We start from the raw sequence: 13095 nt of genomic DNA, 5'->3' as shown, positions 1-13095 counted from the left end.
TATTTTTATTGCAAAAAGGCAATTTATGATATAAAAAAAGTCCGACTTGTTTTGCAGGTCGGACTTTGTTTTTTTACTCTATTTTTTTAGCCAGCTGCAGAGCGCCCTGCTGTAATCCTTTGTAGTAATCGCCTTTTTTTAATTCTGGAACTATATACGACGATACAATATCTTTCATTTCCTGATCGCTCATTTTAGCCCGGATTTTTTCGACTCCATGAACCTGAATCTGCCTCAATTGTTTACTAATTACAATTAAAATTGAAGTGTCTATTTTTAGCTTTGAAACTAAATATTTATCTAAATCTAACGAATAATTAGTTAAATCTGTATGAGGAAGAATAGAGGGAGTTGTTACAATAAGTATTTTGCTGTTTGTTTTGGCTTCGCTTGATTTTAAAAAGTCATTTAAATTTTTGACCTGATTTGGAGTAAGAATTTTTTCGAAATCATTTACATAATCATAGGATTTGGCAAAAACAGGCTGATTTTCTGTTTTCGTCTGTGCAAAAGAAAGAGTGGGTAAAAAAAGAACAATTATAAAAATAAGTACTAATTTTTTCATGGCAGATATATGTTTTGAGGCGCTGCAAAACTAGTTCTTTATTATTAAAATTAACTCTTTAAAAGGTTATTAAAAATCGATATTTATTCATCATATAAAATCAAAAAAAATCCGATTTAAATAATAAATCGGATTTTGAATTTTTGTTATTGAAGAACAGTTACTAAATGCTCCCACTTGAGTTCTTTAGCGAAATCGAGTGCTGTTTTCCCAGTCTCAGTTTTGGCATTTTTATCGGCTCCAGATTCTAGTAAAACTTCTACAGAAGTTTGGTTTCCGGCAATTACTTCACGATGTAAAAAAGTGTAGCCCAATTCGTCTTGAGCGGTTACTTCTTCTGGATTATTTTGTACAAATTCGATAAGACTTTCTTTCATGTTTTTGCTCATCGGATGTTCAATGATATTTTCTGGTTTTTCTTTTTGTTCATTAACCACTAAAACATCATCAAAATCACCAAAATCTAGTCCCCAAGCTTCGTCATGTGCAGCTCTTTCCTCTTCGCTCATTTCAGAACGCATTGCCTGAATTGTAAAAGCACCGTAGGTCTTTCCATCAATAGCAAATAACCAATCGCTAATTTGATTTACAGGAATTTGTACTTCATCTCCGTTGTTTACATTCGTTAATTCGTCTGGGTCATTTACTAGAACACCGTATATGTTTTCGCCGTCAAAATTTACATCGTTAATCCACATGTGTTCTACAACGGTTTCATTGTCGATTTCCTGCGTAAAAGCCAGCTTTACACATGCAACATCAAGTCCTGGGACTATTCGGCGGTATTCCCAAGATAATTCTCTCCAGAAATATTTAAAGGTTTCCTGAGCTTTTTTGTAAGCTTCAATCATTTTTGGATTTTCTCCGTCGGCGTAGAATATTTTTGTTTCTGACATGATTTTTATTTTTATATTCTTGTAAGATAAATAATCCGACTTACTTCTGCAAGCCGGATTACAAAATTTAAAACCTCTTTTACTATTATTTAATTTTAAATCTCTTTTTCCAATAAAAATATACTGTTGCGGCATTTAAAATGGCTAAAATCCATTTTAGCGGATTGTTGAAAAAATCTCTATGTGTGTTGCCTTTAGGAATTTCTACAAGAGGAACAAATATTAAAATATCCATTAAAATTGCAATGAGAGACATGATTAAACTAACTTGAATTCTCGATAGATTTTTGATAAATCCAGAGTATTGTCCCTGATACAAATGCATTTAAATAATTTATGATAATTGGCGTACTTCGTTCCAAACTCCAGTTTTAGCCGTTTCTTTCACAAATTCAGAAAAATCAGTTGCTTTTCTTCCGAGAACTTTTTCGATGTCATTGGTTGTGCTCGAATTTCGGCCATCCATAACTTCAGAAAAAAGATAATTTATCAACCAGATTTCATCTTCAGGAACCTGATATTCACGAAGCATATTGATATATTTTTCTACAGTTAAAGACTCAAAAACAATCTCTTTCTTAATAACTTTTGCTATTTCGCTTACAGCTTGCTCGAAACTCAGCAAACGCGGACCAGTTAACTCGTAAGTCTGACCATTATGTTTATCGTTTAAAAGTGCTTCAGTCACGACTTCTGCAATATCATTGGCATCTATAAAAGGTTCCAGAACATTGGCTTGCGGTAATGCTACAAATCCTGCTAAAAGAGGTTCTAAAAATATACTTTCGCTAAAGTTCTGATTAAACCAGCTAGCTCTTACTATGGTCCATTTTTGTGCCGCTGCTTTTAGAATTTCTTCGCAGATTTGAGCTTCTTTTTCGCCTCTTCCAGAAAGTAAAACCATTTTTTCTACGCCAAGTTTTGTTGCTAATAAGGCGAATTTTTGAATGGTTTCAGGTGCAGACGGAATGGCTAAATCAGGTTGAAAAGTAATATAAACGCTGTCGATATCTTTTAAAGCAAGAGACCAAGTTTCTGGTTTTTCCCAGTCAAAAGGAATTTCTGAAGATCTCGAACCAAGTCTGATTGTTATATTTGGCTTTTCGTTTAATAATTTTACTACACGACTTCCGGTTTTTCCTTTGCCGCCGATTACTAAGATTTTGTTTGTTTTCATGATTAATGATTTTTTAATTAATGATGATACAAAGCTGCATAAATCATCATGAAAACATTTGTCTGAAAAGAATTAAGATTTGTTTGAAAGGAATTGTTTTTTGACTTCGTTTGGTCTTGATCCAAATTTTTTCTGAAAGGCGTTGGAGAATGAACTTAGACTTTCATAACCTACTTCCCAGGCAGTTTCCTGAACCGTTTTTTCGCTTCTGCAAAGTAATTCGTAAGCTTTGTTGAGACGTTCTTCGTGAATGAATTTATAAACTGGAATGCCAAATAATTCTTTGAAGTTCTTTTTAAGTTTACTGCTGTTTAAGCCAATCAGTTTGGATAATTCTGTAATAGTTGGAGGCTTGGAATAGTTTGTGCTTACAATATCTTTTGCCTGAAAAAGTTTTTCTTTGTCTTTTTCGGTCAATTCGTTTTTCTTTTCGGCTGATAAAAGTGCAAAATAATGTGCAAGTAATTCATTTACCTGACTTTTTAAAAACAGAAGCCTTGTATTGCCTGTGTAAGTTGTATTAAATACCTTTTGAACGGCCAATTGCATTTCGAGTGTCATAAATAGAGTAGGACCTTTTACAAAATGCGCTTTTGGGTTTACTAGTTCTGGTAATTGATTTTCGAAAATCTCTTTTTCGGTCTGTGGTAAATTTTGAATGGTTTTTAGTTTGGCAAAAATACTAATGGATTGCAGGGGTTTTTCTGGAGCAATTTTATGAGCAAAACCAACTTTCTGATTTCCAAAAAATGAAATCGCCAAACCAGTTGTATTCATCAAATATTTTATCTGATTGTTGTGTTTGATTTCTAATTCTACATTTCCAGAACCATAAAAAGCAAAACCTACTGCATCGCCGTCAATCTCGCATTTTTGCACAAATTCTTTATCAGAATTAGATTGTTCTATAAGGACGATAAAATTGTTTACTTCTATGATGTCAGTAGTCATTTCTTAATTCGATAATTTGGAAATTAGTCAATTAGATAATTGTTGCTGAATCAAATATACAAAATTGATCATTTGAAAATGATTCAGCGTGAAGGATAGAAGCGACATCCTTTTTCAGCGGTCCCCGAGGCTTCGAGAGCCATAAAAGATACAGCGGACAGACTGACCCGAAGGGTAACGCCATAAAAAAATCCGACTTGCTTTCGCAAATCGGATTTATGACTCTAAGAATTTTGTTTTTGTTTTTTAGAAAGTATAACCAATTCTCAAATGTAAATAGAGCAAGAATTGTTCTTTTGTGTAATCAAAATCATCTACACTTTGTGCATTTCCAAAATTAGAATTTGCTTTAATAAAAACCATTCTGTATCCAATTCCTGCACCAGCTTCGTAAGTAAAATGATCTCCTATCGCTCTTTTCATTCCCCAGGTTGGTGTTATAGATAAATCTGCATTTTTAGTGATATTATCATCTAAATTAATAACAAACCAATCAGGATGATAACTTGTTTTTAGTGAAATATAATTACCGCTGTTATTTGAGATATTTTTTCCTCTAGCGTTTCTTTTTTTCAGATTAAAATAAAATTTAGGTTCTGCAGTTAATACTGGCTGTAATATAAAACCAGCTTCATCATAATGATCTCCAACAGCAAAATCGTATTCAATACCAACTTCACTTCTCAAAGCGATTGATTTAGAAAGTTTTAATTCGTTGTTAAGCCAAAGTCCTGCAAATCCTGTCTGGGCTGAAAAGATTGATTTTTCTACACTGGCTTCTTGGGCAGCTGCATTAATAGTTACTCCTAGGATGATAAATAGGATTAATTTTTTCATACTTTTTTTTGTAATTGGTTAGATTAAATTTTAGCACGAAAATAGTATTAAAATATAAAATTCCTAATTTATAAAACAGTTTAATTTTACGAAAAATAGGTATAAAAAAATCCGACTCGCTTTCGCAAATCGGATTTTATAAATTGAAAATTATATATAACTCCGTAAAGATGTTGAATCTTTACATTGTATGTTTTTACAAGTGAATTACTTCGCCGTAAGCATCAGCAACAGCTTCCATAACAGCCTCGCTCATTGTTGGGTGAGGGTGGATAGATTTAAGGATTTCGTGTCCTGTAGTTTCTAGTTTACGAGCTACAACTGCTTCAGCAATCATGTCTGTAACACCAGCACCAATCATGTGGCATCCTAACCATTCTCCGTATTTAGCATCGAAGATTACTTTTACGAATCCGTCTGCAGCACCGGCAGCTTTTGCTTTTCCAGAAGCTGAGAATGGGAATTTACCAATTTTTAATTCGTATCCTTTTTCTTTAGCTTGTTTTTCTGTTAAACCTACAGAAGCAATTTCTGGAGTTGCATATGTACAGCCAGGAACGTTTCCGTAATCAATTGGATCTACGTGAAGACCTTTAATTTTTTCAACACAGTTAATTCCTTCAGCAGAAGCTACGTGAGCTAAAGCTTGACCTGGAGTAACATCTCCAATTGCGTAGTATCCTGGAATGTTAGTTGCGTTGTAAGCGTTTACTAAGATTTTATCTCTGTCAACAGCGATTCCAACTTCTTCTAATCCGATGTTTTCAATGTTTGTTTTGATTCCAACTGCAGAAAGTACGATGTCAGCTTCAAGAACTTCTTCTCCTTTTGCAGTTTTAACGAAAGCTTTTACTCCTGCACCAGTTGTGTCAATGCGCTCAACAGATGAGTTAGTCATAACTTTAATTCCTGATTTTTTCAAAGAACGCTCAAATTGTTTTGAGATATCTTCGTCTTCTACAGGAACAACGTTTGGCATAAATTCTACGATCGTAACATCTGTTCCCATTGAGTTGTAGAAGTGAGCGAACTCAACTCCAATTGCTCCAGAACCAACAATAATCATAGATTTTGGCTGCGTTGGCAATGTCATTGCCTGACGGTACCCAATTACTTTTACACCATCTTGAGGTAAATTTGGTAACTCACGAGAACGAGCACCGGTAGCGATGATAATGTGGTCAGCGCTGTATTCTGTAACTTTATTATCTTTATCAGTAACGTCAAGTTTTTTTCCTGGTTTCAGTTTTCCAAAACCTTCGATAACGTCAATTTTGTTTTTTTTCATTAAGAATTGAACTCCTTTGCTCATTCCTTCAGCAACACCACGGCTGCGTTGAATTACTGCAGGGAAATCTTTGTCAAATTCTGAAACTTTCAATCCGTAATCAGAAGCGTGTTTTAAATAATCAAAAACCTGAGCCGATTTAAGTAATGCTTTAGTTGGGATACATCCCCAGTTTAAACATACACCACCAAGGTTTTCTTTTTCAACTACAGCTACTTTAAAGCCCAATTGTGAAGCTCTAATTGCTGTAACATATCCGCCAGGACCACTTCCTAAAACAATAACGTCGTATTTCATTTTTTTGGTTTTTAATATTAACTACCGAAAATGAAGTTTATATTTCCGAAACTCATTTTTCGATTATTACTCTTTTGTTATTTGTGCTTGCGAATTTAAGGATTTATTTTAAATCAACGTTCGAAAATTTGCTTTTAGCAATACAGATTTTGGTCTTTTCACAGAAACTGGAGTAATTGTTAATTGTAAATTGTGAATTATGAATTGAAAATTGAGATTTAGAAGTTAAATCTGAAAATTTATCAATGTCAATTTTCAATTTCAATTTCAATAACAATGTCAACATCAATTTCAAAAAGCACTAAAATTCAAAAAACATATAGCCACAGATTATTAGGATTAAAAAGATTTTTAAATCAGTGTTAATCTGTATAATCTGTGGCTATTATAATTTTAAATTTTATGTGAAATCCTATGCGTGGGCTTCGACTTCGCTCAGCCTGACAAACTCTGTTAGTTGTTAGTTGTTAATTGTTAGTTGTTAGTTGTTAGTTGTTAGTTGTTAGTTGTTAGTTGTTAATGATTAACCATCAACCATCAACCATCAACCATCAACCATCAACCATCAACCATCAACCATTAACCATTTACCATTAACAATTAAATCTTAACGTGTCCCCAGTTTTCTCCGCTGGCAATTCTTCTGATCTGCATTTCGCTTACTCCGAATTGTTTGGCGATCATTTTAAGACGAGTTTTTTGTTCTGGTCTCGCAAGGATTTTTTTGATTAACATGACTTTCGTTGTTGTTAATTTTCGTCCGTCGGCTTTTACATTGTGTTCGATTAGATTTTTTTTGGCTTGGATAACTCTTGGACTTTTACGGCTGTGCGCCATCATTTCTTGTTTGGTTGCCCAGCGTAAATTGCTTACGTCATCGTTGCTTCTGTTATAATCCAAATGAAGTACATAAGTTTGTTCTTCAGATTCTTTCGGAATAAAATACTGCGCTACTAATTTATATAAGAAGAGATATTTATTAACGATTTTATCGTCTTTTTTAACCTTGAAACGGAAGGTTGGATATCCGTCGCTTAATCCGCCTTTCAGGAGGCGTCCGTTTTCAATTTCATCGGTAAAACTTATAAGTCTTCCTCTGTTTGAAATGGCATATCTTAATTGTAATGAGGCGTTTATTTCTATTTCTTTAAACTGTTCGTTCGGATAAAATCTATTTTGTGGCATTTTCTTTTACATTTGATTTCTATATTCTCAAAGATAAATAATAAACGAAAAATTACCGCTATGTTCGTGATTATGAAAGATCAATTTTATGATTTCTATAACGCTAATTTAACGTTTTAAAACGATTTTGATAGTTTTTAATCGGATTTTAAATCACAAATTGTGAATTATGTAGATTTTTATTTTAAAAGAAATTGTAAAATTTAAGATAAATGATCATTAAATTATTGATTAGGTCAATTTTCTAAGTTAGTAAATTCTTTTTTTTGGTGATGAGAGACGGATCATCTAACCATGTGAAATGTCTGTAAGTTATTATATCATGATATTTGAAAATTTGGCAGCGCTAATTAGCTACTGAAAATTGCGAATCGTACAAGTTTTTGTAATAACCGTCAGCTTTATTGAGTAATTCTTGATGCGTTCCTTGTTCGACAATCAAACCTTTATCCATTACCACAATCTTATCTACATTTACAATTGTTGCCAGTCTATGTGCAATAATTATAGAAGTTCTTCCTTTTGTAATTGTTTCAGTAGCACGTTGAATCAATTCTTCAGAATAGGTATCGATAGAAGAGGTCGCTTCGTCTAAAATCAAAATACTCGGATTACTTACATACGAACGTAAAAATGCAATCAATTGTCTTTGTCCAGATGATAACATTACACCTCGTTCTTTTACATCAAAATCGTAATTATCCGGCAGATTCATAATAAAATCATGAACGCCAATTTTCTTCGCGGCATCAATTACTCGATCGCGGGTAATTTCTGGATTATGCAAAGTGATGTTATTATAAATCGTATCGGCAAATAAAAACACGTCTTGTAAAACCACAGCGATTTGTTTTCGAAGAGAAGCCAAAGTATAGTTCTCGATATTTTCTCCGTCAATAGATATTGTTCCGCTGCTAATTTCGTAAAAACGATTCAACAGATTAATTATAGTAGATTTTCCTGCGCCTGTAGAACCAACAATAGCAACGGTTTGTCCTGCAGTAACAGATAAATTTATACCTTTTATAACTTCTTCTTCTGGAATATAACTAAAACGAACCGCTTCAAATTCTATACTTCCATTAAAAACTGGCGCTTCAATTTTTCCGGTGTCCTGAATATGATCTTGTGTGTCGATTATATCAAAAACACGATTGGCCGCAATCATTCCCAATTGCATCTCATTGAATTTATCCGCAATTTGTCTTAAAGGGTTAAAAAGCATTCCAATAAACATGGTATACGAAAATAAATCTCCAAAAGTGGTAAAATGATCTCCATTTAAAATTCTAAAACCGCCGTATACCACTACCAATCCCAAAGTAATAGATGAAATGATATCTGCAATAGGGAAGAAGATCGAGTTGTATAAAATCGTTTTGATCCAAGCCACGCGATGTCTATTGTTAATGTCTTTGAAATTTTCGGCTTCGATTTTTTCGCGGTTAAAAAGCTGAACGATTTTCATTCCAGTCACGCGTTCCTGTACAAAAGAATTCATGTTGGCAATCTGAGTTCTTACTTCTTCAAAAGCTACCTGCATTTTACGTTGGAAAATTCTAGTAATGAAAACCAATATTGGCATGGCAAGAACTACAATCCAAGTCAGCTTCCAATTCATGTAAAACATAAAAATAAGCACTACAAACATTTTCATCAAGTCACTTATAATCATGAATAATCCCTGACTGAAAATGCGGGCAATCGACTCAATGTCTGAAACGGCACGAGTAACCAGCTGCCCAACTGGAACCAAATCAAAATACTTCATTCTGAAACTCAAAATGTGTTTAAAAAGCTTCGTTCGAATGTCCTTAACAATATCTTGTCCCAGCCAGTTTGCCCAATAAACAAAGTAAAACTGCGAGAAAACTTCCATCAATAAAACTACACCCATTAAAATGATATACATCAATAATCCCATCTTGTCATGAGTTTTGATATATCCATCTACGGTTTCTTTAAGTAAATAGGGGCGGAGTGCCGCGAAAATAGACAGCGATACGGCAAAAATAATGACACCGTAGTAACGCCATTTATAAGGCTTGGTATATTTTAAAATTCTTTTGAATAATCCAGTATCAAATGCTTTTGCTTTCATTTTTTTTGGTGCTTTAAGCTATAAGCTTTAGGCAGTAGGCTTTTAATAAAGTGCTTAAAGCTGAATGCTTAAAGCCTATAGCCTACAGCTATAAATAATTGTAATCTATTTTGGTTAAATATAAACCATGTGCCGGAACAGAAAATCCAGCTTTTTCCCTGCTTTTGCTGGCAATAATATTTTCAAAATCAGCCAGCGTAATTTTGTGTAAACCGATATTAATTAAAGTGCCGACAATTGCCCGAACCATATTTCTCAAAAAACGGTTTGCAGAAATAGTGAAAATCAGTTTTGAATTTTCTTGTTTCCAAAATGCCTCAAAGATAGTGCAGTCAAAAGTATTTACATCTGTATGTACTTTTGAAAAACATTGAAAGTCGGTATGCTTCAATAATAATTGAGCCGCTTCATTCATCAAATCTACATCCAATTTCTGGTTTACATACCAGCTTAGTTCCTGTAAAAACGGATTTTTAACGGTATTGATATGATATTCGTATGTTCTTTTAGTTGCGTCAAATCGGCAATGCGCATCATCATGAACCAGAATAATATCAAAAATGGCAATATCTTTTGGTAAATATGAATTCAGTTTATGAATCAGAATTTGAATGTCTAAAGTCTTTTCGGTATCAAAATGGCCAAACATTTCAGTAGCATGCACACCAGTATCTGTTCTTCCAGCACCCATTATGCTGATAGTTTCATTCAGTAAAACCGATAAAGCTTTATTTAAAGTTTCCTGAACAGAAGAGGCGTTAGGCTGTATCTGCCAGCCATGATAATGTGTTCCGTTATAAGCAAATTGAATAAAATATCTCACTGTAGAGGTTCAAAGGTTCAGAAGTGCAAAGGTACGAAAAAAGGTTTAAAGGTTTTTCCGTAATATATATCTGTAGAGACGCACTGCAGTGCGTCTAACGCAAGATTGGATTTTATAAAGTTCTGAGATTCTAAGGGACACAGTTTTAAAGGTTTTTCTATGATGTTTGTCTGTAGAATCGAACCACAGTGCATCTAGCAACAGATTGGGATTTTTTAAGGTTTTAAGGTTCTAAGATTTTTTAGAATGCTGTTCTGTAGAAATAGACAGAACTTCTTCTAACGCCAGATTAGAAAAACCTTTGTAACTTTGTGCCTCTGAACCTCTGTACCTTAAAAAAAAATGACAAAAATCCTTCTGCTTTCTGATACGCACAGCCATATTGATGATACTATTTTAAAATATGTTAATCAGGCCGATGAGGTTTGGCACGCCGGCGATATTGGAGATTTGAATGTTACCGATGCCATAAAAAAACTAAAACCGCTCAGAGCTGTTTACGGTAATATAGACGATGCAAAAGCAAGAATGGAATTTCCTTTAAATAATCGCTTTTCCTGCGAAAATGTTTCTGTATGGATTACGCACATTGGCGGTTATCCTGGAAAATACAATCCGAATATAAAAGAGGAAATGGCACAGAATCCACCCAAGCTTTTTATCTGCGGACACTCTCATATTTTAAAAGTAATGTTTGATAAGAAAAACAATCTTTTACACATGAATCCGGGCGCGGCGGGAAAAAGCGGTTTTCATAAAGTGAGAACTATGCTTCGATTTGTGATTGATGATGATAAAATTAAAGATTTAGAAATCGTAGAAATTGGCGCAAAATAAACTTAATGCGGAAGTGGAATCTGAATTTTGATTTTGGTTCCGTTATTTTCTTGTGATGTAATAGTTAAAGTACCTTTGTATTTCTTAATTCTTGCTCTAATTCGGTTTAAACCAAAACCTTCGGAATCTTTTAGCTTTTGAGTTCTAAATCCAACTCCGTCATCGTGAATAGTTAGGAGAAATTGATTGTTTTTTTCAACCAAAGAAAGCCGTGCTTTTTTAGCGTCACTGTGTTTTATGATGTTGCTGAAAAGTTCGCTGACAATGAAATAGATTTTCATTTCAAATTTTTCAACATATCTTCTACTTGTCGAAATAGAGCTTGAAAACTCAAATTGAATGGCAGAATTAGAGTTTTTCTCGCATAAATCTTCTAATGCATAAATCAAACCAAAACGAACTAAAAGAGAAGGAACAAGATCATGAGACATATCTCGTAAAAGTTCGTGTGCTTCAGATAAAATGGCTTTTGCTTTTTGTATCTCATCAGATTTGATGTCGTTTTGTGCAGTAAACGTATTTAAATGCAGTCCAGCAGAGGATAGAAGAGAGTTAATATTGTCGTGTAAAAAAGAGGCAATTTTTTTTCGTTCTATTTCCTGAGTATCAATGCTGGAATTGATGATGTCGAGAAGGATTTTTTGTTTGGTATCTTTTCGCTTTATTTTTTGTTTGAGTTTGTTGTTTTGATATAGAAAATAAAATAGAAAAAAAATAATGATTACGAGTAATATGGCTAAGCTTACTATTTTTTTATTTCGAAATTGATCAATTGTTTTAAGTTGGTTTGTGGTTGTTTGGCTTTCAATAAATATTGCTAAAGATTCATTTTGACCGTTTGCAATATTAGATTTCTCTAAACAGAAAGTTCCTTTAGAAGCAAAAGAAAAAAGAAGTGATATAAAAAAATTAAGCCCAAACATATAAAACTGATTTATGGATTAATCAAATTGTTTTTAAGAGCATATTTTACCAAGCCAATCGTACTTTTTATGTTTAGTTTTTTCATGATATTTTTGCGGTGTGTCTCTACAGTATGTGAACTTATAAAAAGCTTTTCGCTGATTTCTTTGCCGCTGTATTCCAATGCAATTAAAATGATAATTTCCATTTCACGCGGACTCAAAATTGGATTTTCTATAACTGCATTTTGGTTTAATTTCGGGTTATCTTTAAAAGTATTAAAGATTTTTTCCCTAACGGCATCACTAAAATATTCTTGTCCTTGATAGACTGCTTCGACAGCTTCAATAATGTTTTCGCCAGCACAATTTTTGGTGAGATAGCCTTTTGCGCCAAGTTTCATTACTTCCTTAATGATCTTTAAATCATCATAACTGGATAAAATAATGACTTTGCAAGGTGATTCTTTTTCTTTGAATTCTTTTAGAGTTTCAATGCCGTCTTTTTTAGGCATGCTGATATCTAAAATTAAAATGTCAGCTTCGTCTAGAACCACATCATTAAAAACAGTAGTTCCGTCAAGCGAGCTTCCAGCGACTTCAAAATTGGGAACTGTCTGTAATAAATTGGACAGTCCATCAATTAAAACCTGATGATCATCTGCAAGATGGATTTTTATTTTTGGAGTCATTTTTCGGGAAACTAAATTAAAGGACAAAATTATGAAAATTATCTTACAATTATTTCGTTTTAGGACGAAAAAAAACCCGAATAAAATTCGGGTTCTTCTTCGCACATAAATTAAGATTATAGGTTTACCTCAAACGATCAACAGATTTTACAAGATCTTCATCCTTTTTGATGGCCTTATTAGCTAAAACTAATAATACGATAGCAACAATCGGCAGAAACATCCCAATACCTTTCTCAGAGACTTCAGCCTCTCCAGATAAATTTAGTGATCGATATACAAATAATCCTAATAAAATTAAATTTAATATTATGTTCAGTCTGTTTAATACAAACTGATTTTGTCTTTTTTTGAATGAAATAATACTGATAATACTAAGCATTGTTGTTAAGCCTAACAAGACAGTATAAACTTGGTCCTGCATAAAAAAGAACTCTTTTCCTGCTGTCGTTGTCCATAGCGGAACAAAAAGCATTAAAATGCCAGTTGCAGCAAAAGCCAGAAATAAATATACAGTTTGAATTCTTTGTATCATGGTCTAAAA

General features: G+C 33.4%; 14 protein-coding genes. 1 reads left to right on the top strand and 13 read right to left on the bottom strand.

What is annotated here, in order from left to right:
* Window positions 1-73: 73 nt before the first annotated feature.
* The 10 genes from HYN86_RS19220 to truA form a co-directional block, all read right to left on the bottom strand.
* Window positions 74-565: a TPM domain-containing protein gene (locus tag HYN86_RS19220; RefSeq protein WP_113679510.1), complete on the bottom strand. Its 492-nt coding sequence runs from the start codon at window positions 563-565 to the stop codon at window positions 74-76.
* A gap of 146 nt (window positions 566-711) precedes the next feature.
* A complete protein-coding gene (locus tag HYN86_RS19215) occupies window positions 712-1461 on the bottom strand; it encodes a DUF2314 domain-containing protein (RefSeq protein ID WP_113680005.1) in 750 nt (249 codons plus the stop codon).
* 85 nt (window positions 1462-1546) lie between these two features.
* Window positions 1547-1786, bottom strand: coding sequence for a DUF5367 family protein (locus HYN86_RS19210; RefSeq protein ID WP_113679509.1), 240 nt, complete (start codon window positions 1784-1786; stop codon window positions 1547-1549).
* Between the two features lie 9 nt (window positions 1787-1795).
* Entirely contained in the window at window positions 1796-2638 is an 843-nt protein-coding gene (locus HYN86_RS19205; RefSeq protein WP_113679508.1) for a Rossmann-fold NAD(P)-binding domain-containing protein, read from the bottom strand.
* Window positions 2639-2710: 72 nt separating this feature from the next.
* Window positions 2711-3589, bottom strand: a complete 879-nt coding sequence (locus tag HYN86_RS19200; RefSeq protein WP_113679507.1) for an AraC family transcriptional regulator — start codon at window positions 3587-3589, stop codon at window positions 2711-2713.
* A gap of 246 nt (window positions 3590-3835) precedes the next feature.
* Window positions 3836-4426 carry a hypothetical protein gene (locus tag HYN86_RS19195; RefSeq protein WP_113679506.1) on the bottom strand — a complete coding sequence of 197 codons (591 nt, stop codon included), beginning with the start codon at window positions 4424-4426 and terminating at the stop codon, window positions 3836-3838.
* A gap of 196 nt (window positions 4427-4622) precedes the next feature.
* The gene (gene lpdA, locus HYN86_RS19190; protein ID WP_113679505.1) at window positions 4623-6011 is read right to left on the bottom strand and encodes a dihydrolipoyl dehydrogenase; all 1389 of its coding nucleotides are present in this window, start codon (window positions 6009-6011) and stop codon (window positions 4623-4625) included.
* Window positions 6012-6611: 600 nt separating this feature from the next.
* Window positions 6612-7196, bottom strand: a complete 585-nt coding sequence (locus HYN86_RS19180) for an NUMOD4 domain-containing protein (protein WP_113679503.1) — start codon at window positions 7194-7196, stop codon at window positions 6612-6614.
* Between the two features lie 346 nt (window positions 7197-7542).
* Complete coding sequence (locus tag HYN86_RS19175) at window positions 7543-9297, bottom strand: ABC transporter ATP-binding protein (protein ID WP_113679502.1); 1755 nt, start codon at window positions 9295-9297, stop codon at window positions 7543-7545.
* 88 nt (window positions 9298-9385) lie between these two features.
* On the bottom strand, window positions 9386-10120 hold the full coding sequence (gene truA, locus HYN86_RS19170; protein WP_113679501.1) for a tRNA pseudouridine(38-40) synthase TruA: 735 nt from the start codon (window positions 10118-10120) through the stop codon (window positions 9386-9388).
* A gap of 342 nt (window positions 10121-10462) precedes the next feature.
* Between truA and HYN86_RS19165 the strand changes: the two genes are divergently transcribed.
* On the top strand, window positions 10463-10957 hold the full coding sequence (locus HYN86_RS19165) for a metallophosphoesterase family protein (protein WP_113679500.1): 495 nt from the start codon (window positions 10463-10465) through the stop codon (window positions 10955-10957).
* 2 nt (window positions 10958-10959) lie between these two features.
* On the opposite strand, the gene HYN86_RS19160 is transcribed toward HYN86_RS19165, so the two are convergent.
* The 3 genes from HYN86_RS19160 to HYN86_RS19150 form a co-directional block, all read right to left on the bottom strand.
* Window positions 10960-11880 carry a sensor histidine kinase gene (locus HYN86_RS19160; protein ID WP_113679499.1) on the bottom strand — a complete coding sequence of 307 codons (921 nt, stop codon included), beginning with the start codon at window positions 11878-11880 and terminating at the stop codon, window positions 10960-10962.
* A gap of 11 nt (window positions 11881-11891) precedes the next feature.
* Complete coding sequence (locus HYN86_RS19155; protein WP_113679498.1) at window positions 11892-12551, bottom strand: response regulator; 660 nt, start codon at window positions 12549-12551, stop codon at window positions 11892-11894.
* 124 nt (window positions 12552-12675) lie between these two features.
* Window positions 12676-13086, bottom strand: a complete 411-nt coding sequence (locus HYN86_RS19150; RefSeq protein WP_113679497.1) for a DUF4293 domain-containing protein — start codon at window positions 13084-13086, stop codon at window positions 12676-12678.
* Window positions 13087-13095 lie beyond the last annotated feature (9 nt).

Source organism: Flavobacterium fluviale (assembly GCF_003312915.1).
GTDB lineage: Bacteria > Bacteroidota > Bacteroidia > Flavobacteriales > Flavobacteriaceae > Flavobacterium > Flavobacterium fluviale.
This window is presented reverse-complemented; position numbering and strand designations above follow the sequence as displayed.